This is a genomic window from Streptomyces chiangmaiensis, from assembly GCF_036281785.1.
Lineage (GTDB): Bacteria > Actinomycetota > Actinomycetes > Streptomycetales > Streptomycetaceae > Streptomyces > Streptomyces chiangmaiensis.
Genome location: NZ_JAYWVC010000120.1, coordinates 1 through 25,886 on the forward strand (window position 1 = coordinate 1; position 25,886 = coordinate 25,886).

General features: G+C 72.0%; 19 protein-coding genes. 7 read left to right on the forward strand and 12 right to left on the reverse strand.

From position 1 onward, the window contains the following. From nirB to VXC91_RS27985, 6 genes are all read right to left on the reverse strand, one after another. On the reverse strand, window positions 1–2,078 hold a 2,078-nt coding region (nirB, locus tag VXC91_RS27960), incomplete at its 3' end, for a nitrite reductase large subunit NirB (RefSeq protein ID WP_329510114.1). Continuing rightward, complete coding sequence (locus tag VXC91_RS27965) at window positions 2,078–3,295, reverse strand: NAD(P)/FAD-dependent oxidoreductase (RefSeq protein WP_329510115.1); 1,218 nt, start codon at window positions 3,293–3,295, stop codon at window positions 2,078–2,080. The genes VXC91_RS27965 and nirB, both read right to left, overlap by 1 nt. A gap of 68 nt (window positions 3,296–3,363) precedes the next feature. Continuing rightward, window positions 3,364–4,032, reverse strand: a complete 669-nt coding sequence (locus tag VXC91_RS27970; protein WP_329510116.1) for a class F sortase — start codon at window positions 4,030–4,032, stop codon at window positions 3,364–3,366. Between the two features lie 115 nt (window positions 4,033–4,147). Continuing rightward, entirely contained in the window at window positions 4,148–4,672 is a 525-nt protein-coding gene (locus VXC91_RS27975) for a hypothetical protein (RefSeq protein ID WP_329510117.1), read from the reverse strand. A 407-nt stretch (window positions 4,673–5,079) separates the two neighbouring features. Then, window positions 5,080–5,970, reverse strand: coding sequence for an aminoglycoside phosphotransferase family protein (locus VXC91_RS27980; RefSeq protein WP_329510118.1), 891 nt, complete (start codon window positions 5,968–5,970; stop codon window positions 5,080–5,082). A 94-nt stretch (window positions 5,971–6,064) separates the two neighbouring features. Then, window positions 6,065–7,714 carry a M4 family metallopeptidase gene (locus VXC91_RS27985; RefSeq protein WP_329510119.1) on the reverse strand — a complete coding sequence of 550 codons (1,650 nt, stop codon included), beginning with the start codon at window positions 7,712–7,714 and terminating at the stop codon, window positions 6,065–6,067. A gap of 214 nt (window positions 7,715–7,928) precedes the next feature. On the opposite strand from VXC91_RS27985, the gene VXC91_RS27990 reads away from it, so the two are divergent. After that, window positions 7,929–8,339: a gamma-glutamylcyclotransferase family protein gene (locus VXC91_RS27990; RefSeq protein ID WP_329510120.1), complete on the forward strand. Its 411-nt coding sequence runs from the start codon at window positions 7,929–7,931 to the stop codon at window positions 8,337–8,339. Window positions 8,340–8,522: 183 nt separating this feature from the next. Beyond that, window positions 8,523–9,479, forward strand: a complete 957-nt coding sequence (locus tag VXC91_RS27995; protein ID WP_329510121.1) for an intradiol ring-cleavage dioxygenase — start codon at window positions 8,523–8,525, stop codon at window positions 9,477–9,479. Here VXC91_RS27995 and VXC91_RS28000 read toward each other — a convergent pair. After that, window positions 9,459–11,642, reverse strand: coding sequence for a molybdopterin oxidoreductase family protein (locus VXC91_RS28000; protein ID WP_329510122.1), 2,184 nt, complete (start codon window positions 11,640–11,642; stop codon window positions 9,459–9,461). The genes VXC91_RS27995 and VXC91_RS28000 overlap by 21 nt on opposite strands. Window positions 11,643–11,782: 140 nt before the next feature. Further along, on the reverse strand, window positions 11,783–12,478 hold the full coding sequence (locus tag VXC91_RS28005; RefSeq protein WP_329510123.1) for a SanA/YdcF family protein: 696 nt from the start codon (window positions 12,476–12,478) through the stop codon (window positions 11,783–11,785). Between the two features lie 246 nt (window positions 12,479–12,724). Between VXC91_RS28005 and VXC91_RS28010 the strand changes: the two genes are divergently transcribed. The 5 genes from VXC91_RS28010 (at window position 12,725) to VXC91_RS28030 (ending at window position 19,931) form a co-directional block, all read left to right on the forward strand. Beyond that, window positions 12,725–13,627, forward strand: coding sequence for a sirohydrochlorin chelatase (locus VXC91_RS28010; RefSeq protein WP_329510124.1), 903 nt, complete (start codon window positions 12,725–12,727; stop codon window positions 13,625–13,627). A gap of 85 nt (window positions 13,628–13,712) precedes the next feature. Further along, entirely contained in the window at window positions 13,713–15,047 is a 1,335-nt protein-coding gene (locus VXC91_RS28015) for a deoxyguanosinetriphosphate triphosphohydrolase (protein ID WP_329510125.1), read from the forward strand. 104 nt (window positions 15,048–15,151) lie between these two features. Further along, entirely contained in the window at window positions 15,152–16,417 is a 1,266-nt protein-coding gene (locus VXC91_RS28020) for an NAD(P)/FAD-dependent oxidoreductase (protein WP_329510126.1), read from the forward strand. Between the two features lie 125 nt (window positions 16,418–16,542). After that, the gene (dnaG, locus tag VXC91_RS28025; protein ID WP_329510127.1) at window positions 16,543–18,450 is read left to right on the forward strand and encodes a DNA primase; all 1,908 of its coding nucleotides are present in this window, start codon (window positions 16,543–16,545) and stop codon (window positions 18,448–18,450) included. 188 nt (window positions 18,451–18,638) lie between these two features. Beyond that, window positions 18,639–19,931, forward strand: a complete 1,293-nt coding sequence (locus tag VXC91_RS28030) for an RNA polymerase sigma factor (protein WP_329510128.1) — start codon at window positions 18,639–18,641, stop codon at window positions 19,929–19,931. 33 nt (window positions 19,932–19,964) lie between these two features. Here VXC91_RS28030 and VXC91_RS28035 read toward each other — a convergent pair whose 3' ends face one another. From VXC91_RS28035 to VXC91_RS28050, 4 genes are all read right to left on the reverse strand, one after another. Then, entirely contained in the window at window positions 19,965–21,893 is a 1,929-nt protein-coding gene (locus VXC91_RS28035; protein WP_329510129.1) for an ABC transporter ATP-binding protein, read from the reverse strand. Next, entirely contained in the window at window positions 21,893–23,626 is a 1,734-nt protein-coding gene (locus tag VXC91_RS28040; protein WP_329510130.1) for an ABC transporter ATP-binding protein, read from the reverse strand. Before VXC91_RS28040 ends, VXC91_RS28035 begins: the two co-directional genes overlap by 1 nt. 228 nt (window positions 23,627–23,854) lie before the next feature. Next, the gene (locus tag VXC91_RS28045; RefSeq protein WP_329510131.1) at window positions 23,855–25,300 is read right to left on the reverse strand and encodes a xylulokinase; all 1,446 of its coding nucleotides are present in this window, start codon (window positions 25,298–25,300) and stop codon (window positions 23,855–23,857) included. A 116-nt stretch (window positions 25,301–25,416) separates the two neighbouring features. Continuing rightward, complete coding sequence (locus tag VXC91_RS28050) at window positions 25,417–25,722, reverse strand: YtxH domain-containing protein (protein WP_329510132.1); 306 nt, start codon at window positions 25,720–25,722, stop codon at window positions 25,417–25,419. Window positions 25,723–25,886 lie beyond the last annotated feature (164 nt).

The window sequence follows — 25,886 nt, forward strand, 5'->3', positions numbered from 1 at the left end:
AGCTTGTGCGGGGACCTGAGGCCCCGGTAGCGCAGCTCCAGATCGATCGCCATGCGCACGGAGTCCTGGACGCCGTAGCGGCACCAGGTCCGGCCCACGCAGGACTTCACGGTGCGCAGCGCCTTGCCGTACGCGTGTCCGGACTCGAAGCCTGCGTCGACCAACCGTGTCCAGATCAGGGGTAGTTGTTCAACCCGGGCGCCGAACATGTCGATCCGCTGGCCGCCGGTGATCTTTGTGTAGAGGTCGAAGTCGCGGGCGATCTCGCCGATCACGATCAGTTTCTCGGGGGTGATCTCGCCGCCGGGGATGCGGGGCACCACGGAGTAGGAGCCGTTCTTCTGCAGGTTGGCGAGGAAGTGGTCGTTGGTGTCCTGCAGTGCCACCTGCTCGCCGCCGAGGACGTGGCCGTCGGCGCCGATCGCCGGTGCGAGGGAGGCGATGATCGAGGCGACCGCGGGCTTGCAGGTCTCGCACCCGTCCCCGCCGCGCGCGCCCTCGCGCCCGAACCGGTCGAGCAGCCGCTGGTAGGAGGTGATCCGCAGGGTGAGGACGATCTCGTACAGCTCCTCGCGGGTCTGCGGGAAGCAGCCGCACAGGCCCTTGTCGACCTCGACGCCGCTCGCCGCCAGCTCGGCGGCGACCAACCGGTCGAGCACCTTGATGCAACTGCCGCAGCCCGTACCGGCCTTGGTGCACTTCTTCACCTCCGGCACGGTGCTGCACCGGTGTTCGGTGACTGCGCCGCGGACCGTGCCCTTGGTGACGTTGTGACAGGAGCAGACGACCGCCTCGTCCGGCAGCGCGGACGGTCCGAGCCGGTCGGGGTCCCCGGCCCCGGTGGGCAGCACCAGGGACTCCGGCGAGACGGGCGGCACCGAACCGGTGAGCGCGCGCAGCGTTCCGTACGCCTCCGCGTCGCCGACCAGGATGCCGCCGAGCAGCTCCCCCTCGCGGCCGATGACCAGCTTCTTGTACGTGCCCGAACGCGAGTCCGCGTAGACGACGTCGAGGCAGTCCTCGGTGGTGCCGTGCGCGTCGCCGAAGGACGCCACGTCCACGCCGAGCAGCTTGAGCTTGGTGGACAGGTCGGCGCCGGTGAACGCGGCCTCTTCGGCAGCGATCGTGGCGGCGGCCGTCTCGGCCATCGCGTAACCCGGCGCGACCAGTCCGTACACCCGGCCGTCGGACGCCAGCGCGCACTCGCCGATCGCGAACACATGCGGATCGCGGACCGTGCGGCACTGCTCGTCCACGGCGATGCCGCCGCGCTCGCCCACGGTCAGTCCGCAGTCGCGCGCGAGCTGGTCACGGGGGCGGACCCCGGCCGAGAACACGACCATGTCGGTGGCCAGTCCGGAGCCGTCGGACAGCTTCATGGCCGTCACCGCGCCGTCCTCGCCGGCGACGATCTCCTGGGTGCCCGTGCCGGTGTGCACGGTCAGGCCCATGCCCTCGACGGTGCGCAGAAGCGCGGCTCCGCCGCCCTCGTCGACCTGCGCCGGCATCAGACGCGGCGCGAACTCCACGATGTGCGTGGCCAGACCCAGACCCTTGAGCGCGCCCGCCGCCTCGAGGCCGAGCAGACCGCCGCCGACCACCGCGCCGGTCATGGCCCTCGTCTTCGCGTATTCCTCGATGGCCAGCAGGTCCTCGACGGTGCGGTAGACGAAGCAGCCCTCGGCGTCCTTGCCGGGGACCGGCGGCACGAACGGGTAGGAGCCGGTGGCGAGGACAAGCGTGTCGTAGGGGACGGTGAGCCCGGAGCGGGCGGTGACGGTGCGGGAGCCCCGGTCGACGGTCTCGGCCGGGTCGCCGATGTGCAGCTCGATCCCGTGCCTCTTGATGAACTCCGGGTCCGTCACCGACAGTTCCTCGGGCGTGGTACCCGTGAAGTACGAGGTGAGCCGGACCCGGTCGTAGGCGGGGCGCGGCTCCTCGCACAGCACGACCACGCGGTGTGTGGCGGTCAGGCCGCGCTCGGCGAGCGCCTCGAGAAAGCGCTGGCCGACCATGCCGTGGCCGACGAGCACGATCGTGGGGCGGGGCCGGTCCCCGCCCCATGCGGTCGTGGGCATCAGAAGCCTCCATCGTTGGTGAGCAGGTGCAGCAGCGGGGCGCCGTCCGTGGGGAGCGGCTCGGTTCCCTCCCAGGCGCGGGCGAGGGCGCCGACGGTGCCGAGGTCGCCGACGAGCACCCCGCCGATCAGGTGGTCGTCGCGGACGACCACCTTGCGGTAGGTACCGCGGGTGGCGTCGGCGAGCTGCACGACGTCGTCGCCGGGGCGGGGGTCGGTCTCGCCGAAGGCGGCGAGGTCGAGGAAGTCCTGCCCGGCGAGGGTGAGCCGGGTCAGGGAGCGGGTGCCGGTGTAGCGGGAGCCGGGGTCGCCCGCGAGCAGATCGGCGAGGACCTCGGCCTGTTCGAATGCCGGGGCGGCGAGCCCGTACACGGTGCCGGCGTGCTGGGCGCAGTCCCCGATCGCCCGGATGCGCGGGTCCGTGGTGCGCAGTTCGTCGTCCACGAGGACGCCCTTGTCCACGGCGAGGCCCGCCTCCTGGGCCAGACCCACCCGCGGATGGACGCCACAGGCCAGTACAACGAGGTCGGTGTCCAGGGCGTAGCCGTCGGCCATCTCCACGGAACGGACCGCGCCGGCCAGGGTGCGCACGCCGCGGACCCGGGTTTCGGTGTGGACCTCGACGCCCAGATCGGTGAGATGGCGGCGTACCAGCGCCGAGGCGGCCGGGTCGAGCTGACGCTCCATCAGCCGCTCCGCCTGCTGGGCGAGGACGACCTGGGCGCCGCGGGCGGCGAGCGCGCGGGCGGCGGAGACACCGAGCAGCCCGCCGCCGATGACGACGGCCCGCACGCCCTCGCGCACCGCCTTGGCGAGGCCCAGGCAGTCGTCCATGGTGCGGAACGCGTGCACGCCCTCGGGCAGTTCCGGCCGGTCGGGGGCGAGCAGGCCGCGCAGGGGAGGAAGCACGGGGTTGGAGCCGGTGGCGAGGACGAGCGTGTCGTAGGCCATCACCGAGCCGTCGGAACAGTGGATCTCGTGGCCGGCGCGGTCGATCCGGGTGGCCCGGGCGCGGACGAGGCGCTCCGGGGCCGGGAGGGAGATCACCTCGGGTGCGTAGTGGCCGGCCAGGACGTCGGCCAGCAGCACGCGGTTGTACGGGGGGTGCTCCTCCTCCCCGACGAGCAGGACGGGCGTCCCGAGCTCGCCGAGCCGCCGGGCGAGACGGGCGCCCGCGAGTCCCGCGCCGATCACCACCACACGCGTATTCGAGGTCATGCATCGCAGCGTGCGGTGCCGACGTTACCCGGCCGCATCATGCCTGTTTCCCGCGAGGAACGCTGCCCTCAGCGGAGGCGGAGCGGGATGGTGAGGGCTCGGTGGCCCGCCGCGAGGCGGGCGAAGACCACCACGTTTCCCTGATAGCCCGTCCTGCGCGAGTAACCGCCCCCGCATGTGATCACCCGGAGTTCGGGACGGGCCGCCGGCCCGTACACCTTGTCGTCGGGGAAGTTCTTGCCCTGGAAGACCTTGACCGCGTACACGGTGAAGATGGCGGTCGAACCGTCGCGGCGGTGCACGTCGATCGTGCTGCCCTTCTTCAGCGCGCCGAGGTCGTAGAAGACGGCGGGGCCCGCCGTGGTGTCGACGTGACCGGCGACGACCGCGGTGCCCGATTCGCCGGGTGTGGCGCCGTGCTCGTACCAGCCGGCGAGGTTCTTGTCGGCGGCGGGCGGGGCCTGGAGATTGCCGGTGCTGGTCAGGCCGAGGCCGGTGAGGGGGGCGTCGACGCGTAGGGAGGGTATGCGGATACGGTCCGGTGGCGAGGGCGGCAGGGCGGGGGGGCCGAACCGCTTGTAGTCCGTGCCCGAGGCTGCCTGAGCGGCCGTCGGCTGCGGGGGCGCCTGGGTCTCGGCAGTGCCGCGCAGCAGCCATATGCCGCAGAAGAGGGCGACCACCGTGACGGACGCTATGGCGGCGTCACCGACGGTGTGGGACGTGGCGACCTTGCGCACATCGGCCTCCTTGCAGGATGTGGGTCTCCCGGACCCCCTCCGGGACGCGAGGGGCATCGGACCCGGAGGGGGAGCGGGGTGGCGGTACCGGCGGACGGACAGCGGAGGGTGTCCGTCAGTTCCCGTCGCCTCTCACTCGGCGATGCAGGAGCCAGGTACCGCCCGCGGCCGCTACGGCGAGAGCCGCCACACCGGCCGCGGTCTGCACGGGGTCGGGGCCGAGTGCGCCGCCGACCCCCGTCTTCACGCTTCCTCGCGGAAGCGCCGGATCTTTGACCGCGGTGAGGGAGACCACCAGGTCGCCGGTCACGGTCGTGTGCTGTTTGCCGGAGCACGTCGCGACGATCTCGTACGTCCCCGGCTGCGCGCTCGGTGGCACCCGGAACCGTCCCGTCGCCTTCTCCTCGTGCGTGCCGGGCACGAGCGTGAACGTTCCGGCGCCGACCGCGGTGGCGTCGCCGGCCGCCGAGCCGTCCGGGCCGCAGGCCTTCGTGTCGACGGTGACCTCGGCCCCGGGTACGACGATCGTGGGAGAGACCGCCAGGTTGTCGGTGCCACCGCCGTACGCGGGTGCGGCGGCGAGTGCCGCGGCGGCGACGGCGAGCGCGGGACCGGTGATCAGGCGGGCCGTTCGTCGCATCGTGGTGCTCCTCGGAGAGAGCACGGCCCGCGACATCCCGAGTGTGCCGCTGCGTAGGTCGTGCCCCTGCCCTTTCGAGGAAAGCGGCAGTCGACCGCCGCCGCTTTCTGATGGTTCGTCAGAAATACGATGAACGGGTGTCGGACGAGACGCGCCGAGGGCCGGCCGCGGCGGCGTTCGGGCAGGTCACGGACGTGTGGCCGACGGGCTGTCAGAGAGCACCCGAAGGGCGCAGGGACGGCTGCGAAACGGGTGACGGAGATGGGCGGTCGGGCGTGCGACGGACGGGTGGAACGGCGGGGGATGCGTGGTGGCCCGGGCGTCGGGGGAGGCGAAGGAGCGGCGGCCGTACGCCGGGTGGTCCGGCGCCCGCGGGCCGGAGTGCGCCCGTCGGGGTGCGGGCGCCGTCAGTCCGCGAGTGCCTCGGCCGCCGTCCGATGGGCCACCGCCGCGAGCACCGGATTGGTCTTCCGGTAGTGGTGCTCCGCCATCAGGCCGAAGCACAGGGCCCAGCCCCGCCCCCGCGCCCAGGTGGCGTCGTCGACCTCGGCCGCCGCACGGAACGACGCGCGGGTGCCGGCCGTGAAGACCGCCCATGCGGCCAGCATGTCGGCCGCCGGGTCGCCCACGCCCAGGCCACCGAAGTCGATCACCGCGGTGAGCCGGCCGGCCTCGGTCAGCAGGTTTCCGGGCAGGAGGTCGCCGTGCAGCCAGACGGGGTCGCCGTCCCACTGAGGGAGCCGGACGACCTCCTCCCACAGCGCGGTCGCCGCGGCCGGGTCCACCCTGCCGTCGGCGCCCAGGTCGCGGATCGCCGCGCGGACGTACGTGTCGTTCGCCTCGACCGGGCCGCCGCGCCAGGAGGCCCGGCCCCCGGTGGCGTCCGCCCTCCGCAGCGCCACCACGAAGCGGCCCAGGCCGACCGCGGCATCGACGAGGTCGGTGATCGGGGCGTCGAAGGCGTTCTCGCCGTCCAGCCAGCGCAGCACCGACCACGGCTGCCCGTAGCCCGGTGCCGGCTCGCCCCTGCCCAGCGGCACCGGAACCGCCAGCGGGAGGTGCGGGGCGAGGAGGGGGAGCCAGCGCTGTTCCCTGGCCACCTGCCGGGCCCCGTCGGGCCGGCGCGGCAGCCGTACGACCATGTCGTCGCCCAGCCGGTACATGGCGTTGTCCGTCCCGGCGGACGGGACCTCGGCGACGGGCAGTGAGGCCCACTGCGGGAACTGCTCCGCGATCAGCCGGCGCACCAGGTCGCTGTCGACGTCGAGCTCGTCGGCGTGCATCTTCGCGGTGGGCATGGGTCTCCACGGGGCCGTGGTGGACGGGTCGGGTCCCGGAGCGTAGACGCACCGGGACCCGACCTGCCACGGGTTATCGCCCGGAGCGGGCCGGTCAGCCCACGTTGACCGCGCTCCACGCCGCCGCCACGGCGTTGTACTCGGTGCTGCCGGCGCCGTAGAGGTCCTTCGCAGCGTTCAGCGTCGCCGTGCGGGCGCCGGCGTAGTTGGTCGAGGACGTCATGTAGACCGTCAGGGCCCGGTACCAGATCTTGCCGAGCTTGTCCCGGCCGATGCCGGTCACCGTCGGGCCCTTGCAGGTGGGGGAGTTGTAGGAGACCCCGTTGACGGTCTTCGCGCCGCTGCCCTCGGCGAGCAGGTAGGCGAAGTGGTTGGCGACGCCCGAGGAGTAGTGGACGTCGAGGTTCCCGACCGACGAACTCCAGCAGTCCGCCGAGTTCCCGTCCTTCGAGGGCTTGTCCATGAACCGCAGTGCCGCCTTGCCGAAGCCCGAGCGGACGATCTTCTCGCCGATGAGGTAGTCACCGAGGTCCGAGGAGTTGTTCGCGTACCACTCGACCAGCGTCCCGAAGATGTCCGAGGTCGCCTCGTTCAGGCCGCCCGACTCACCGGAGTACGTCAGCGCCGCCGTCTTGGACGTCACGCCGTGCGACATCTCGTGGCCCGCCACGTCCAGCGCCACCAGCGGGCCGAACGTGCTCCCGTCGCCGTCCCCGTACGTCATGCAGAAGCAACTGTCGTCCCAGAAGGCATTGTTGTAGTTGGTGCCGTAGTGCACGCGGTTGTACGAGCCTTTGCCGTCGCCCGCGATGCCGTTGCGGCCGTGGACGTTCTTGTAGTAGTCCCAGGTCTCGTCGGTGCCGTACTGCGCGTCCACCGCCGCCGACGAGCGGTCCGACACCGTCCCCGAACCCCAGTGGTTGTCCGAGTCGGTGAACAGGGTGGCAGGCGCCCGGCTGAGGCAGATGCCGAGGAAGCACAGGTCCGTCTTGTTCGCGGCGTCGCCGGTGTACGTGTTGCCGCGCGTCGGGTCCTTGAGCTGGTACGTGGAGCCGGACTGCGTGGTCTCCAGGGAGACCGTGCCGCTGTAGAGGGACTTCCCGTCACCGGTCGCCGTCTCGATGCTGTCCCATGCGTCGATCTGCCTGCCGGTGAGGGCGTCCGTGAGGACGGTGCGGGCGACCGGGTTGCCGAGGGAGTCCTGGCCCACGGCGTCCGTGCGCCAGGCGAGCCTCGGCGCCCCGTGCAGGGCGTCGACGACGAGCTGCGGCCTGGCGGTCACGCGCTTCAGCAACTCGCCCGCGTTCGCGGCGCGCAGCGCGGCGGCGGCCAGATCGGCCGCCTCGGGGCCCTTGACCGTGGGGGTGGTCGTCGGCACGGTGACGGCGCGCTTCGTGGCCCGGTCCGTACTGCGGTAGGAACCGCCGGGAGCCAGGTGGACCACGAAGTCGCCGCCGAGTACGGGGAGCTGACGGTACGTCCGGTCGTAGCGCACGTGCTGACTGCCGTCCGCGTCCACGACGACGTCCCGTACGCTGGTGCCCTGCGCCGAGGTCAGGCCCAGGCGACCTGCCTGGTGCACCAGCGCCGCCGCGGCATTGGCGATCGCGGTGGCCCGGCTGGGTCTGTCGGCGGCGCCGGCGGCGGGAGCGGGGGCGAGGGCGGCGGCCAGCAGGGCCGCGGTGGTCGCGGCGGTTCCTGCCGCGGTGAGACGGGAACCTCGGATGTGCCGTATCCGACTCATCGGTCTCCTCGGAAAGGCGCGTGGGGGCGCGTGTGGGGGTCAGGGGCGGCGGCCCCGGACGTCTCCCCGATTTAAGGGTTCATGACATGTCATGTCCATAGCGCGTTCGGGGGGATGTGTGTGGGGTGTGAAAATCGTTTCTGCAGGGCTTTGTCGGGGGCGCGAAAGGGAGACCGATCATGGCGGCCGACGGGACCAGCCGGGGAGCGGGTACGTGAGACTGCCGTTCTTCGTGTACGGGACGCTGCGCCCCGGAGGGCGCAACCACGACGTGTTCCTGCGTGGGCGCACCCGCTCCGAGGAGCCCGGGCTGCTGCCCGGGGCCGTCCTGTACGAAGGCCCCGGATACCCCTACGCCGTGGAGCAGCACGGCGGCACGGTCCGTGGTGAGATCGTCGCCCCGCTGCCGGAGGCGTACGGCGAACTGCTCGACGCCCTCGACAGGTTGGAGGACTGTGTGCCGGGCGACCCCCGCAGCCTCTACGAGCGGGTGGACCGGGACGTGACGGCGTCGGACGGCAGGACGGTGCGGGCGTGGGTGTACTTCGCCGCGCCCGCCGTCGCGGCACGACTGCGCGCGCACGGCACACCGATCGAGGGCGGGGACTGGCCGGCGCGGCGCTGAGACGCCGTCGGAGCGGCACCCGGGAGGGCGGCGCGCCATCGGAAGGCCCACGGCCCGTGGGCCACATCGACGGCACGGCGCCCGAGGCGAACGAGCCGGGACGGGGTGCCAGGGTCGCTCGTGCGGGCGACCGGGCCGTGCGTCCCCTCCCACTGCGCCGCCGCCCGTCCTAGGGTCCCGGCTATGACCGACAGCGACATCTCCCGGCGGCGTGCCCTCGCGCTGGGCGGCGCCGCCGCGGGTGCCGTCCTGGGACTCGGGGTCAGCTCCTGTTCCTCCCCGATCCGCGGCTCCCACGCCTCAGGCCCCCGCAAGACGCCGAGCCCCGCCGCCGAGTTGTGCGTGCTCACGCCGAGCACCACGGCGGGGCCGTTCCACCTCGAGGGCGCGCCCTTCCGCAGGGACATCACCGACGGCAGGCAGGGGGTGCCGCTCACGGTGCGGCTGACCGTGCGCGACGAGCCCCACGCCTGTGCGCTCCTCAAGGGCGCGGCCGTCGAGATCTGGCAGTGCGACGCCTGGGGCTACTACTCCGGCTACCCGACCGCGCGCCCGGGCGGCACGGTGCCCGCCGCGAGCCAGGAGGCCGGCGGAAATCAGGCCGGGACGTATCTACGGGGCTTCCGGACGACCGGCTCCGACGGCGTCGCCGAGTTCGCGACGATCTTCCCCGGCTGGTACGCCTCGCGCGCCCCCCACATCCACGTCAGAGTGCACACCGGTGGCAGGAAGACCGGCGGCACCTACGAGGGCGGCAAGCTCAACTGGACCGGGCAGCTCTTCTTCGACGACCGCCACGCCGACGCGGTGTACGCGAGGTCCCCGTACAGCCGGCACACGGGCAAGCGCGGCCGGCTCGCCCAGGACACGGTGTACGGCGGGGGCGGTGCGAGGGACGGGCTGACGACCGTCACCGGGGACGTGGACGGTGGGTTGCTCGCGACACTGACCGTCGGCATCGACCCCACACGCGAGAGCACCGAGAAGGGCGCCGGCGGCGAAGGCGTGCGACCGCCCACGTCCCCGTCGCCGGGCGGAACGCCCGAGGTCCCGCCGTCGAGCCCCCCGCCCGGCGGAACGGCACAGACCAAACCGCCGCCGGACAGTGCCGCGAGTGCCTCACACACACCCAGCCACTGAGTCACCCTCCGGGGCGCTTCGCACACGTTCCAGCCGTACCGCGCACACCTTGAACTCCGGCATACGGGAGGTGGGGTCGAGGGCCGGGTTCGTCAGCGTGTTGGCGCGGCCCTCGCCCGGCCAGTGGAACGGCATGAACACGGTGTCGGGCCGGATGGCACGGCTGACCCGTGCGGGCGCCACGGCGCGGCCCCGCCGTGACACCACGGCCACCGGCTCGCCGTCCGCCGCGCCGAGCCGCTCGGCCAGCCGCGGGTGCATCTCCACGTACGGGCCGGGCGCGGCGGCGTTCAGCTCCTCGACGCGCCGTGTCTGCGCCCCGGACTGGTACTGGGCGACCACCCGCCCCGTGGTCAGCAGCACCGGATAGGTGTCGTCGGGTTCCTCGGCGACGGCCCGGTACGACACGGCGGCGAACCGGGCCCGCCCGTCCTCGGTGGCGAACCGGTCGAGGAACAGGCGGGGCGTGCCGGGGTGGACGGCGGCCGGCGACCCGTCCTGCGCCGGATCCTGCGGGAGCACGTGCGGCGATACGCCCTCCGCCGCCTCCGCACCGTCCGCCGCCGGGCACGGCCAGAACACGCCGCTCTCCTCGGCCAGCCTCCGGTAGGTGATGCCGGAATAGTCCGCAGGACCGCCCGCACTGGCGCGGCGCAGTTCGTCGAAGACGTCCTGCGGCTCCGTGGGGAAGCCCTTCTCCACGCCCAGCCGGGCGGCGAGTCCGTGCAGGACCTCCAGGTCGCTGCGGATCCCGGGCGGCGGGGGCAGCGCACGGCGGCGCAGCAGGACCCGGCCCTCCAGATTCGTCGTCGTGCCCGTCTCCTCCGCCCACTGCGTGACCGGCAGCACGACGTCCGCCAGCGCCGCCGTCTCCGAGAGGACCACGTCGCACACCGCGAGGAAGTCCAGCGAGCGCAGCCGCTCCTCGATGTGTGCGGCGCGCGGGGCCGACACCACCGGGTTGGAGCCCATCAGCAGCAGTGTGCGGATGTCCGTGCCCAGCGCGTCGAGGAGTTCGTAGGCACTGCGGCCCGGGCCCGGCAGCGTGTCCGGATCGACCCCCCAGACCTCTGCCACATGCCGGCGCGCCGCCGGGTCCGTCAGCTTGCGGTAGCCGGGCAACTGATCCGCCTTCTGCCCGTGTTCACGGCCGCCCTGCCCGTTGCCCTGGCCGGTCAGGCAGCCGTAGCCGGAGTGCGGGCGCCCCGCTCGTCCGGTCGCCAGGCACAGGTTGATCCACGCGCTCACCGTGTCCGTGCCCCTGGACTGCTGCTCGGGCCCGCGCGCGGTCAGCACCATCGCGTTCTCAGGCGCACAGAACAGCCGTACCGCCGCGCGGAGTTCCGGAACGGGCACCCCCGTGATCCGCTCCACATACTCCGGCCAGTGCGCCATCGCGGCGGCCCGTGCGTCCTCCCAGCCGCTGGTGCGCTCGCGGATGTAGGCCTCGTCCGTGCGCCCCTCGGCGACCACCAGGTGCAGCAGACCGAGCGCCAGCGCCAGGTCCGTGCCCGGCCGCGGCGCCAGATGGAGGTCCGCCTGTTCGGCCGTCCGGGTGCGGCGCGGGTCGACGACGATCAACGTGCCGCCGTTCTCCCTCAGTTCCGTCAGACAGCGCAACGCGGGCGGCATCGTCTCCGCGAGGTTGGAGCCCACGAGGATCACGCACCCGGTGCGCGACACGTCCTCCAGCGGGAACGGCAGTCCCCGGTCGAGCCCGAACGCCCGCACACTCGCGGCCGCCGCGGACGACATGCAGAACCGCCCGTTGTAGTCGATCTGCGAGGTGCCGAGCACCACCCGGGCGAACTTCCCGAGCGCGTACGCCTTCTCGTTCGTCAGGCCGCCTCCGCCGAACACCCCGAGCGCGTCGGGGCCGTGCTCCGTGCGCGCCCGGGAGAGCCCCTCGGCGACCCGGTCCAGGGCCTCGTCCCAGCCGGCCGGCGTGAGAACGCCCCCCGAGCGCACCAACGGCGAAGTCAGCCGTACCCCCGGTGACAGCAGGGCCGGCGCCGTCCTGCCCTTGCCGCACAGCGCGCCCCGGTTCACCGGGAAGTCCGCGCGCTCGGTCACCTCGACGCCTTTGCCGGGCAGGGCCGTCAGATTCATCCCGCACTGCAGGGCGCAGTACGGGCAGTGGGTGGGTGTCGGGGTGGTCGGCATGCCGCCCAGCGTGCGTGCGCCGTGTTACGTGCCGGCGCGCCCGCCGTTACACGGCCGGGACCAGGACCTCCCCGCCGAGCGTGAGGCGGCGTGAGGTCCCGCGCCCCCGGCACGGCGGGAGCCGGGTCCGTTCTCGCTTCTCAGCCGCGCGCCGCGGCCAGCGCCCTCGCGACCCCGTGCTCCTTGGGGCCGAGGAACCGCGGGTCCGGGTGGAGGAGCACGTCCAGAGACGCCTTGCCTGCCGCGAAGATCTCCCGGGTGCCGCCGTAGTACCAGGTCATGTCGTGTTTGTCGTCGACACCGACGCCGTACGACGTCACGCCCGCCGCCTGGCACAGGGCAACCGCACGCCGGATGTGGAAGCCCTGGCTGATCAGGACCGCATGGTCCACTCCGAAGATCTTCTTCGCCCGGACGCAGGAGTCCCAGGTGTCGAAGCCCGCGTAGTCCGTCACGACCTGCGCGCGTGGCACCCCGTGCCCGGCCAGGTAGGCGCGCATCGCGTCCGGCTCGTCGTAGTCCTCACGGCTGTTGTCGCCGGTGACCAGGACGACCTTGATCCGGCCCGCCCGGTACAGCTGTGCCGCCGCGTCCAGCCGGTGGGCGAGATACGGCGACGGCTCGCCGTCCCACAGGCCTGCGCCGAAGACCACGGCGACCTCCGTGCGCGGCACGTCCGCGGTCGTGCGCAGCCGGCCGCCCGTGGACAGGTACATCCACGTCGCCGGCAGGAGCGCCAGCACGCACAAGAGCACGAGAGCCTGTACGGCCCGGCGCCGCCCGGCACGCGTACGCGGCAGTCTCGGCCGGCGGATCCTCAGGCGCGGCAGGCCCATCGACACGCTTCCCCTCAGGTCGGTCGCTTCACCGGTGTCGCCAGTGTGGACGCAGGGCACGGTGATCCGGTTCGCCCGGACGGCGAGGGACGTCCCACGCGAAGCGCCGGCCCTCCCGTGCCCAGGGCGTGCGCGAAGGAACCCGCGTCCCTCACACCACCCGGTCCCCACGCTGTGAAACCCCGGAAAACAACCCGGTCATGGTCGTGCAACGGGGCGGCAATCCCACCGGGCCAGGATCGCTCCATGACGGCGTCGAACCCTCCTCGCGACGAGTCCCACGACCACCCCGGCGGGCTGCCGCCCGGTGGCGCCCACCTCGACAGCGCGGCACAACTCATGAACCGGATCAGCAGCCGGCTCGGCAGCCGGCTGGGCGTCGTGTCGCTCAACGGCACCCGGCGCCCGACTCCGCCCGCGCTCGTCCTCGTGGCGCACGGCAGCCGGGACCCGCGCGCCCTGTCCACCGTGCGCACCCTGGTCGAGCGCGTCCGCGAACTGCGCCCGCTGCTGCCCGTGCGCCTCGGCCACATCGAGCTGAACGAGCCCTTCCTGCCCGACACGCTCGCCGATCTCGGCGACAGCCGCGCCGTCCTCGTACCGCTGCTGCTCGGCCGCGGCCACCACGTCAAGCGGGACATCCCCGAAGCCGCCGCCGCGGCGCGGGCGGACACCCGCGTGGCCGCGCCGCTCGGCCCGCACCCCCTCCTCGTGGAGACCCTCTACGCCCGGCTGGTCGAGTCCGGCTGGCGCACGACGCTCAGTGACGCCCAGCGCCGGGGGAGCGCCGTCGTGCTGGCGGCCGCCGGCTCCCGCGACCCCGACTCCGCCGCCGACACCCGCCGCACCGCGCACCTGCTCGCCGAACGCCTCGGCGTCCCCGTCGTCCCCGCCTACGCCTCCGCCGCAGCGCCCAGCGTCGCCGGCGCGGTGCGTGCACTCACCGCCCGAGGGCGCCACCGGATCGCCGTCGCCTCCTGCTTCGCCGCGCCCGGCCGCTTCGCCACCGAGTGCGCCGAAGCCGCCCCGTGGATCGCCGCGGCCCCGCTCGGCGCCCACCCGGCCATGGCCCGTCTGGTCCTGCACCGCTACGCCGAAACCCTCGGGACCCCGGAGCCGTCCCACGAACGGGCGCTGACCTCCGCCTGAACGACCTGCTCCGCGGTGCGAAACGGCCCTGCGGGAGACGGACGCCCACATCCCGATTGTCGCCTGCTGCGTTTACTGTCGGGTCATGGACGGCACAGCACCGAAGGCCTACGAGACTTCCGCGCGGTACGAGAACGGCTCGGCCGGCTCGGCGTACGACTCCGCGGCGGCCGAGCGCTGGGCACCGGAGCCCGACAAGCGCCCGGGCCGTACCGCCTTCCAGCGCGACCGCGCGCGCGTGCTGCACTCGGCCGCACTGCGCCGTCTGGCGGGCAAGACCCAGGTCGTCACGCCGGGCACTCGGAGTGAGGCCTGGGACGCCAGCCCCCGCACCCGGCTCACCCACTCGCTGGAATGCGCCCAGGTCGGCCGCGAGCTGGGCGCCGCCCTCGGCTGCGACCCCGACCTCGTCGAGGCCGCCTGCCTCTCCCACGACCTGGGCCACCCGCCCTTCGGGCACAACGGCGAGCAGGCGCTGAACGAGTTCGCGCAGGACTGCGGAGGCTTCGAGGGCAACGCCCAGTCCCTGCGCCTGCTCGCCCGTATCGAGCCCAAGCGGTTCGTACGGACCGCGGACACCGGCGAACTCGTCAGCGTGGGCCTGAACCTCACGCGCGCCGCCCTCGACGCCGCCGCCAAGTACCCCTGGCCGCGCGGCTCCCACCCCACCGACCCCAAGTCCCCGAAATTCGGGGTCTACGAGGACGACCGTCCCGTCTTCGACTGGGTCCGCAAGGGCGCCCCCGGCCATCGCATCTGCTTCGAGGCCCAGGTCATGGACTGGGCCGACGACGTGGCCTACTCGGTGCACGACTTCGAGGACGGTCTGCACGCCGGCCACATCGACCCGGGCTGTCTGCACGCCGCGGCGGAGCGTGCGGGCGTCTTCGCCGTCGCCCGTGGGCGGTACGTGCCCGCGGACACCGACCCCGAGGAGCTGGCCGAGGCCCTGGACCGGCTCCTCGCCCAGGAGTGGTGGCCCCGCGGCTACGACGGCTCCGCGGTCGCCCAGGCCCGGCTGAAGGACGCCACCAGTCAGCTCATCGGCCGCTTCTGCCTGGCCGCGGAGGGCGCCACCCGGTCGGCCTACGGCAGCGGGCGCCTCACCCGGTACGCCGCCGAGCTCGTCGTGCCCATGCGCACCCGCCTGGAGTGCGCGGTCCTCAAGGCGGTCGCCGACCTGTACGTGATGCAGCGCGCCGAGCAGGAGCGGCTGCGCGCCGACCAGCGCGTCGTGGTCGCCGAGTTGGCCCGGGCCCTCACCGACCGCGCGCCCGACGGGCTCGATCCGCAGTTCCGCGCGCTCTACCACGAGGCGGCCGACGACCGCGCTCGCAAAAGGGTCATCGTCGACCAGATCGCCTCGCTCACGGACGCCTCGGCACGGTCCCTGCACGAGCGGCTGACGGGGCGCACCTGAGCCGGACGTGACCGGGAATGGCCTGATCGGGCCACTCCCCCTTCCCGCTTCACGCTACGTGCGGGACGCTCGCATATGGCGACATCCTTAAGAGGAGGCATCAAGTGGTCGACGCGGATCAGACATTCGTCATCGTCGGAGGAGGTCTGGCCGGTGCGAAAGCGGCCGAGACGCTCCGCGCGGAGGGCTTCACCGGCCGCGTGATACTGATCTGCGACGAACGGGACCACCCCTATGAGCGGCCGCCGCTCTCCAAGGGCTATCTGCTCGGCAAGGAGGAACGCGACAGCGTCTTCGTCCACGAGCCCGCGTGGTACGCGCGCAACGACATCGAACTGCATCTCGGCCAGACCGTCGACGCCATCGACCGCAATGCCAAGATGGTCCGCTTCGGCGACGACGGCACGCTCGTCCACTACGACAAGCTGCTGCTGGTGACCGGCGCGGAGCCACGGCGCCTCGACATCCCGGGCACCGATCTCGCCGGCGTCCACCATCTGCGCCGACTCGCCCACGCCGTGCGGCTCAAGGGCGTTCTCACCTCGCTGGGCCGCGACAACGGCCACCTCGTGATCGCGGGTGCAGGCTGGATCGGCCTGGAGGTCGCCGCGGCGGCCCGCGAGTACGGCGCCGAGGTCACCGTCGTCGAACACGGGCCGACCCCGCTGCACACGGTCCTCGGCCCCGAGCTGGGCAACCTCTTCGCCGAGCTGCACCGCGAGCACGGTGTCCGCTTCCGCTTCGGCGTGCGGCTCACCGAGATCGTCGGCCAGGACGGCATGGTGCTGGCCGCCCGTACCGACGACGGCGAGGAACATCCCGCGCACGACGTGCTCGCCGCGATCGGCGCCGCGCCGCGCATCGGACTTGCCGAGGCGGCCGGCCTGGAGATCGCCGACCGGGCGCAGGGCGGGGGCGTCGTGGTCGACGAGCGGCTGCGCACCTCCGACCCCGACATCTACGCGGCCGGTGACATCGCCTCCCTCCACCACCCCGTCTTCGGCATCCGGCTGCGCGTGGAGCACTGGGCGAACGCGCTGAACGGCGGCCCGGCGGCCGCACGCGCGATGCTCGGACGCGAGGTGACGTACGACCGGCTGCCCTACTTCTTCTCCGACCAGTACGACCTGGGCATGGAGTACTCCGGATGGGCGCCGGCGGGGTCGTACGACGAGGTGGTGATCCGGGGCGACGCCGGGAAGCGGCATTTCATCGCGTTCTGGCTGAAGGAGGGGAGGGTGCTGGCGGGGATGAACGTGAACGTGTGGGACGTCACAGAACGGATTCAGGATTTGATCCGGTCGAGGGCCGTCGTGGACCAGGAGGCGCTGGCGGACCCGGGGGTGCCGCTGGAGAGCCTCACCCCCTGACCCGAAGGCCGTCGTCCGCCGGCACGGAGCCCCCGCGCTGTGATTCCCCGGGACACCCCCGTGCCGTGGCCGCTGCGCGGCCGGCCCGCCCCGGGAGTGTCGGTTCTGGCCCGTAGAATCACCTCGTGGCAGGACGGATCAACGACGAGGACGTGAAGGCGGTACGGGACGCGGTCCCGATCGACTCCGTCGTGTCCGAGTACCTCCAGCTGCGCAACGCGGGCGGCGGCAACTTCAAGGGTCTGTGCCCGTTCCACGACGAGAAGTCCCCGTCCTTCCAGGTCAGCCCGAGCAAGGGCCTGTTCCACTGCTTCGGTTGCCAGGAGGGCGGCGACACCATCACGTTCGTGATGAAGGTCGACCATCTCTCCTTCTCCGAGGCGGTCGAGCGCCTCGCCGCCCGTGCCGGCATCACGCTCCGGTACGAGGAGGGCGGGTACAACCCGACCCACCAGCGCGGCGAGCGCATCCGCCTCGTCGAGGCCCACCAGCTCGCCGCTAAGTGGTACGCCGAGCAGCTCGCCACCGGCCCCGAGGCCGAGGTGGGACGGGCGTTCCTGGCCGAGCGCGGCTTCGACCAGGCCGCCGCGGTCCACTTCGGCGTCGGCTACAGCCCCCAGGGCTGGGACCACCTCACCCGCTACCTGCGGGGCAAGGGCTTCAGTGACAAGGAACTGCTCCTGTCGGGCCTGTCGCAGGAGGGCCGCCGCGGCCCCATCGACCGGTTCCGCGGGCGGCTGATGTGGCCGATCCGCGACATCGGCGGGGACGTGGTCGGCTTCGGCGCGCGGAAGCTGTACGAGGCGGACAACGGGCCCAAGTACCTGAACACCCCCGAAACGGCGATCTACAAGAAGTCCCAGGTCCTCTACGGCATCGACCTGGCGAAGAAGGAGATCGCGAAGGCGAGCCGGGCGGTCGTCGTCGAGGGCTACACCGACGTCATGGCCTGCCACCTCGCGGGCGTCACCACCGCCATCGCCACCTGCGGCACGGCCTTCGGCGGCGACCACATCAAGATCCTGCGCCGGCTGCTGATGGACAACGGCTCGGCACGGGTGATCTTCACCTTCGACGGTGACGCGGCCGGTCAGAAGGCCGCCCTCCGCGCCTTCGAGGACGACCAGAAGTTCGCCGCCGAGACGTACATCGCGATCGCGCCGGACGGCATGGACCCCTGCGAGCTGCGCCTGGCGAAGGGCGACGACGCGGTCGCCGACCTGGTCCAACCCCGCATGCCGCTGTTCGAGTTCGCGCTCCGCCAGATCCTGGGCCGCTACGACCTGGAGACCCCGGCCGGGCGCGCCGCCGCGCTGGACGAGGCCGCGCCCGTCGTCGCCCGCATCAAGAACAGCGGCGCCCAGCATGAGGTCGCGGTCCAGCTCGCGGGCATGCTCGGCATCCTCGACACCCAGTTCGTGGTCAAGCGGGTGGCGCAGCTCGCCCGTTGGGCACGCGACCGGGGCGGCCGCGGACCGGCGCCGACCGGGCAGCGCACCCCGCAGCCGCACCAGGCGGCGCCCCGCCCGGCCGTGACGGGCCCGGCGCTCAACCTCCGCAACCCGGTCTACGCGACCGAGCGCGAGCTTCTCAAACTCGCCCTTCAGCGGCCGGAGTTGGTTGCCCCGGCGTTCGATGCGTACGGGGCCGACGAGTTCACCGCGCCGCCGTACGCGGCGGTCCGCGAGGCGATCCTGGAGGCGGGCGGTGCGGAGTACGGCGTGCAGGACCCGCAGGAGTACCTGGTCCGGGTGCGCGAGGTGGCTCCCGACGACACGGTGCGCGCCATGGTGACGGAACTGGCGGTCGAGGCGATCATGCTCCGCAAGGAGGTGGACGAGACCTACGCGGGCGCCCAGTTGGTCACGGTCCGCCGCCGCGCCGTCGAACGCCGCGTCCGCGACGTCCAGAGCACCCTGACCCGCCTGGGCCCCCACGCCGACCCGGCCCACCTGTCCGCGGTCCAGAACGAACTGTGGGTACTCCAGCAGTACGACCAGGCGCTGCGGGAAAGGGGCGCGGCGGCGCTGTAGCGCCGCCGTGTGGAGTCCCTGGTCGTCCGGGGCCGGCTCGGGCCGAGCGATGCCGAGGTGGTCCAGGATCGCGGTCGGCCGGTGCGATGGTGAAACGACCTGAGTAACCGATCGGTCACGCATCGGACTCAAAAAGTGGCCGCACGCCCCTCGTGGCGGAGATGTGTCGTACTCCACACTGGGGTGCGGTGCCTGAGTCCCCGGAGCGCGGCCGACCCGCCCATGGCGGGTCCGACACCCCCGCGATTCCGCTCAACGACTACGGGATGGCCGGCGGGCGGACCACCGGCCCCATCCCGGACGTACCGCTGCCGCATGCCTCAGCAGCGACATTCCTGGAGGTCGCCCCCGTGCAGACCCAGACCCTCACACAGACCGACATCCGTACGGACGAGCCGGATGTGGAGACCGACGTCCTCGCGGCGGTGCCACCGCAGAGCCGGCTCGCGCACCACCCCGAGACGGAGGCCGAGCCGCAGGACCCGCCCGAGCTCGAGGAGCCGCCCGCCGGCGAGGCCGCCGAGGCGCCCGAGACCGTCGAACCGCTCCGGGGCCGCGCCGACACCGGCGGGCCCTCCTCGGACCTGTTCCGTCAGTACCTGCGCGAGATCGGTCGCATTCCCCTGCTCACGGCCGCCGAGGAGGTCGAACTCGCCCGCCGTGTGGAGGCCGGACTGTTCGCCGAGGAGAAGCTCGGCAACACCCCCGACCTGGACACCGAACTCGCCTTGGACCTCGACCGGCTGGTGGTCATGGGCCGGGTTGCCAAGCGCCGGCTCATCGAGGCCAACCTGAGGCTCGTCGTCTCGGTCGCCAAGCGGTACATCGGCCGCGGGCTGACCATGCTCGACCTCGTCCAGGAGGGCAACCTCGGGCTGATCAGGGCCGTCGAGAAGTTCGACTACGCCCGCGGGTACAAGTTCTCGACGTACGCGACCTGGTGGATCCGCCAGGCGATGTCCCGCGCCCTGGCCGACCAGGCCCGCACCATCCGCGTCCCGGTCCATGTCGTGGAGCTCATCAACCGCGTCGTCCGCGTCCAGCGCCGCATGCTCCAGGAGCGCGGCTACGAGCCGACGCCGGAGGAAGTGGCCGCCCACCTCGAACTGCCCGGCGAGCGGGTGACCGAGGTGCTGCGGCTCGCCCAGGAGCCCGTCTCGCTGCACGCGCCCGTGGGCGAGGAGGACGACGTGGCCCTCGGCGACCTCATCGAGGACGGCGACGCCGCGAGCCCGGTCGAGTCCGCCGCGTTCCTGCTGCTCAGGGAGCATCTGGAGGCGGTCCTTTCCACCCTCGGGGAACGGGAGCGGAAGGTCGTACAGCTGCGCTACGGGCTGGTGGACGGCCGCCCTCGCACGCTGGAGGAGATAGGCCGCATCTTCGGTGTGACCCGCGAGCGGATCCGCCAGATCGAGTCGAAGACGCTCAACAAGCTGCGCGACCACGCCTTCGCCGACCAGTTGAGGGGTTATCTGGACTGAAGGGGACCGCCCCCACGGGCGGTCCCCCCGGAATCAGTCGACCTCGGCCACCGCCTCGGCGAACTGCGCCTTGTACAGCCGCGCGTAGGGCCCGTCGGCGGCCAGCAGCTCGCTGTGCGAGCCCTGTTCGACGATGGACCCGTTTTCCATCACGAGGATCGTGTCCGCGTCCCGGATCGTCGACAGCCGGTGCGCGATGACGAAGGACGTCCGTCCGTGCGCCAGTTTGGCCATCGCCTTCTGGATCAGGACCTCTGTCCGGGTGTCCACCGAACTCGTCGCCTCGTCCAGCACCAGGATCACAGGGTCGGACAGGAAGGCCCGCGCGATCGTGATGAGCTGCTTCTCACCGGCACTCACCCCGGTGCCCTCGTCGTCGATCACGGTGTCGTAGCCGTCCGGCAGCGTACGGATGAACCGGTCCGCGTGTGCCGCGCGCGCCGCCTCCTCGATCTCGCCGCGGGTGACCTTACGCGCCGCCCCGTACGCGATGTTCTCCGCGATCGTGCCCCCGAACAGCCACGTGTCCTGGAGCACCATCCCGATCGAGGCCCGCAGATCGTCCCGGGACATCTTCGCGATGTCGACCCCGTCGAGCGTGATCCGCCCGCCGGTGACCTCGTAGAACCGCATCAGCAGGTTCACCAGCGTCGTCTTCCCGGCGCCCGTCGGGCCGACGATCGCGACCGTGTGTCCCGGCTCGACCTTCAGCGACAGGTCCTCGATGAGCGGCTTCTGGGGGTCGTACCGGAAGGACACGTTCTCCAGCGCGACCCGGCCGCGCAGTTCCTGCGGCCGCAGCCCCTCCTCGGGGTTCGCCTCCTGCTCCTCCGCGTCCAGCAGGTCGAAGATGCGCTCCGCCGAGGCGACACCCGACTGCACGAGGTTCGCCATCGACGCGACCTGCGTCAGCGGCATCGAGAACTGCCGCGAGTACTGGATGAAGGCCTGGACGTCACCGATGGACAGGGCACCGGACGCGACACGAAGGCCGCCGACCACGGCCACCAGCACGTAGTTGAGGTTCGACACGAACATCATCAGCGGCTGCATCACACCGCTGTTGAACTGCGCCTTGAACCCGGCCTCGTAGAGCTTCTCGTTCTGCTCGGCGAACTGCTGGGCCGACTCCTGCTGGCGCCCGAACACCTTCACCAGCGTGTGCCCGGTGTACATCTCCTCGATGTGCGCGTTCAGCGTGCCGGTCGTGCGCCACTGCTGCACGAAGTGGGGCTGCGAGCGCTTGCCGATCCGCGTCGCCACGACGAAGGAGAGCGGCACGGTCACCAGCGCGACCAGCGCCAGCAGCCATGACACCCAGAACATCACGGCCAGCACGCCCACGATGGTGAGCAGCGAGTTGATGAGCTGGCCCATCGACTGCTGCAGCGTCTGGCCGATGTTGTCGATGTCGTTGGTGGCGCGGCTGAGCACCTCACCGCGCTGCCGCTTGTCGAAGTACGACAGCGGAAGCCGCGACAGCTTCCCCTGCACCTCCTCGCGCATGCGGTAGACGGTCTTGTTGATGGCCCGGTTGGAGAGCTGCGTGGAGACCGCCATCAGCAGACCGGCCAGCAGGAAGGCGCCGAGGGCGAGCAGCAGGACCCTCCCCACGGCATCGAAGTCGATGCCCTTGCCCGGGGTGAAGTCCGTGCCGGAGAGCATGTCGGCGATGCCGCCCTCGCCCCGCTTCCGCATGGACTCGAGGACCTGCTCCTTGCTCATGCCCGCGGGCATCTGGCGGCCGATGATGCCGGCGAAGACGAGGTCGGTAGCCCTGCCGAGGATCTTCGGGCCGATCACGGACAGCCCCACGCTCAGCACACCGCAGACCAGCATCGTGATCATGAGCGTGCTTTCGGGCTTGAACAGCGACAGCAGCCGCTTCCCCGACCCCTTGAAGTCCATTGAGCGCTGGTCCGGGCTGCCCCCGGCCATCATGCGTCCCATGGGCCCGGCCATCAGGCAGCCTCCGCTTCCGTGAGCTGGGAGAGCACGATCTCCCGATAGGTCTCGTTGTCCGCCATCAGTTCGTGGTGGCGGCCGGTGCCGACCACCCGGCCCTCGTCGAGGACCACGATCCGGTCGGCGTCCCGGATGGTCGCCACGCGCTGGGCGACGATCACCACCGTCGCCTCCGCGGTCTCCCGCGAGAGCGCCGCGCGCAGGGCCGCGTCGGTCGCGTAGTCGAGCGCGGAGAAGGAGTCGTCGAAGAGATAGATCTCCGGGCGCTGGACGAGGGTGCGGGCGATCGCGAGGCGCTGCCGCTGGCCGCCCGAGACGTTCGTTCCGCCCTGGGCGATGGGGGAGTCGAGACCGTTCTCCAGTTTCGACACGAACTCCTTGGCCTGCGCCACCTCCAGCGCGTGCCAGAGCTCCTCGTCGGTCGCGTTCGGATTGCCGTAGCGCAGGTTGGTGGCGACCGTGCCCGCGAACAGGTACGGCTTCTGCGGGACGAGCCCGACCGTCTGCGCCAGCAGCTTCGGGTCGATCTCCTGGACGCTCACGCCGTCCACCAGCACCTCGCCCTCGGTGACGTCGAAGAGGCGGGGGACCAGCCCGAGCAGGGTCGACTTGCCACTGCCGGTGGACCCGATGACGGCCGTGACCTCACCGGGGCGCGCCACCAGGTCGATGGCCTTGAGGACCGGCTCCTCGGCACCGGGGTAGCGGAACCCGGCGCCGCGGATCTCCAGGTGGCCGTGGCGCCGCAGTTCGTATACGGGTGCGGTGGGCGGCACGACGCTCGAGTCGGTGTCGAGCACCTCCTGGATGCGCTCGGCGCACACCTCCGCGCGCGGCACCATCATGAACATGAAGGTGGCCATCATCACGGACATGACGATCTGCATGAGGTAGGCGAGGAACGCCGTCAGGTCGCCGATCTGCATGCCGCCGCTGTCGATACGGTGCGCGCCGAACCAGACCACCGCGATGGACGAGAGGTTCACCACCGTCATCACGATGGGGAACATCAGTGCAAGCGTCTGGCCTGTCTTCAGGGACACGTCCGTGAGGTCCGTGTTGGCGCCCCCGAAGCGATCCTTCTCGTAGCCGTCGCGGACGAAGGCGCGGATGACGCGGTTACCGGTGATCTGCTCCCGCAGCACCCGGTTCACCGTGTCGAGGCGGACCTGCATGCTGCGGAACAGCGGCCGCAGCCGGCGCACGATCAGCGTGACGCAGATGCCGAGCACCGGCACCACCGCGACCAGCACGCCGGACAGCGGCACGTCCAGACCGAGCGCCAGGACGATGCCGCCCACGCACATGATCGGCGCCGACACCATCAGGGTGAACGTCAGCAGGACGAGCATCTGCACCTGCTGCACGTCGTTGGTGGTGCGGGTGATCAGCGACGGCGCACCGAAGTGGGCCACCTCCCGGGAGGAGAAGGACTGCACCCGGTCGAAGACGGCGGCCCGCACGTCCCTGCCGAGGGCCGACGCGGTACGGGCACCGAAGTAGACGGCGCCCGTGTTGCACAGAACCTGGCCGAGAGAGACCCCGATCATCAGGCCGCCGAAGGTCAGGATGTAGCCCGTGTCCCCCTTCACGACACCGTTGTCGATGATGTGCGCGTTGAGGGTGGGCAGATAGAGGGTGGCGCAGGTCTGCAGGAACTGCAGCAGCACCAGCAGGGCGATCGGTTTCTTGTACGGGCGCAGGTGAGCCCTCAGAAGGTGTATGAGCACGCGAGATCTCTCGGAGTCGTCGGCGGACGGCATGGCAGACGGTGGTGCACCACCCCCTATCGTCGACCATTCCACCCGCGTTACCTCAACCGATTAATCCGGCTGCGGCTGATGTGCTGACTGGGATTCAGTCCCGGGACCGGGGCCGACAGGGGGTGGGACAGGTGGCGTACCGGATGCGTCCGCACGTGTACGACGCCGTGTGAGTCGTACGACGGGGCGGGCGCTCTATGAGCGGAACGCCCCCGGATGCGTCTGCTCGCGTACGGACACGTACTGCTGGCGCACGGCCTGGCCCACCGCCAGTTCGTCACCCGGCTCCAGGACCTGGGCGACCGCGCCCTGCCAGACGGGCGGGGTGCGCGGGTCGAGAGTCCCCTGCGACACGCCGAGGGACCAGGCTGCCTGCCGGGCCGCGCCGATCGCCGCGTAGTCGGCGGGCTGGGGCACCACGACCTGCACGCCGAGGAGTGCGGGAGCCGCCGCCTGCACGGCGGACAGCTCCGCGGTGCGCCCCAGCAGGAAGATCCGGCGTACCTCGACCCCGCGCCCGCGCAGCACGTCCAGCGCGTCCGCGAGCCCGCACAGCATGCCCTCGAAAGCGGCCCGCGCCAGGTGCTCGGGCTTCATCGACTCGCGCCGCAGCCCGGCCAGGGTGCCCGCGGTGTGGGGCAGGTTGGGGGTCCGCTCACCCTCCAGATAGGGCAGCAGGACGAGCCCGTGCGAGCCCGGCGTCGACTTCATCGCCAGGTCGGACAGGGACTCCAGGTCGGGTACGCCGAGCAGTTCGGAGGTGCCGCGCAGGGTGCGCACGGCATTGAGCGTGGTTACCACCGGCAGGTGCATGCCCGTCGCGTCCGCCAAGGAGGTGATCATCCCGCTCGAGTCGACGAGCGCTCCGGGGTGCACCGCCATCACCGATCCGGAGGCACCGAGCGAGACGACCGCGTCGCCGAGGCCGATGCCCAGGCCCAGCGCGGCGGCCATGGTCTCGCCGGTACCCGCGGAGATCAGCAGCCCCTCCGGGGTCGTCCCCGCCGCGTCGGACGGCCCCAGCACCTCGGGCAGCGTGGCCTGGTGCCCGAGCGCCAGCTCGGCGAGATCCGGGCGGTAGGCGCCGGTCGCGGCCGACCAGTACCCGGTCCCCGAGGCACCGCCGCGATCCGTGGTCCTTCTCACAGGCCGGCCGAGCAGCTGCCACACGAGCCAGTCGTGGGCCTGCAGCAGCACGGTGGTGCGCCGCGCGTTGTCGGGTTCGGTCTTGGCGAGCCAGCGCATTTTGGTCACGGGCTGAGCGGGCTGCGGCACACACCCGACGGCCTCGGCCCAGGCCTGCCGCCCGCCGAGCGCGTCGATGAGGTCGGCCGCCGCGACCTGCGCCCGCTTGTCGCCGCCGACCAGTGCGGGCCGTACGGTGGCGCCCTGGGAGTCGAGCGGGACCAGGGCGTTCTGCTGTGCGGAGACGCCGATGGCCTGCACGCCTTCCAGGAGACCGCCGCCGGCCGCCTCCCCGAGGGACAGCAGCCAGGCCTGCGGATCGACGTCGGAGGGACGGCCGCCACCCTCCACCGGATGCGGCGCATATCCCTGCCTGAGCACGGACCCCGTGTCCGAGTCGCAGACGACGATACGAGTGAAATCGGGTGAACTGTCCAACCCGGCGACTATCCCCATGGCGGAAATTCTGCCGTACGGAGGGGGGTGAGCGCGCCTCGCAGGGAGGGGCCGGACGACACGCCCGGTGCGGCGGAAGCCGATGGCCGGCCGGGCGGTGCCGGCGACTCGCGCGGTCAGGTGTTGCTGGTGCCCCAGTCGTCCTCGATGCTGCCGTTCGCGTTCCGTTCACGCAGCGAGCGCACCCGGCCCGCGACCGAGGCGGGCATGTGGTCGCCGACCTTGTCGCTCATCGCGTGGAACGCCTTGCCGGCGATCTCGCGCCCCTGGTGGGCCGCGGTCTCGGCGGTGTTGCGCACGGCCGGGTTCTGCGCGACCTGGCGGGCGGACTTCTTCAGCTGCTCGTACCGTTCTCGCCCGGCCCGCGTGCCCAGCACGTAGCCCAGTACCACCCCGGCGACGAACGTGAGCCGATAGCGCATGGCGGCCACCCTTCCCTTGCGTCTGCGTCGTCCCTTGCGTGGGCATCGGTCGTGGGGAGTATGGATTGGCGGAGCACCCCCCTGCTTGCGCTAATGTATGTGTCGCAGCGATCGCGCGCTCCCTGGCGAACACCCAGGTAGGTACGTTCGGTGCAACGAGGCAT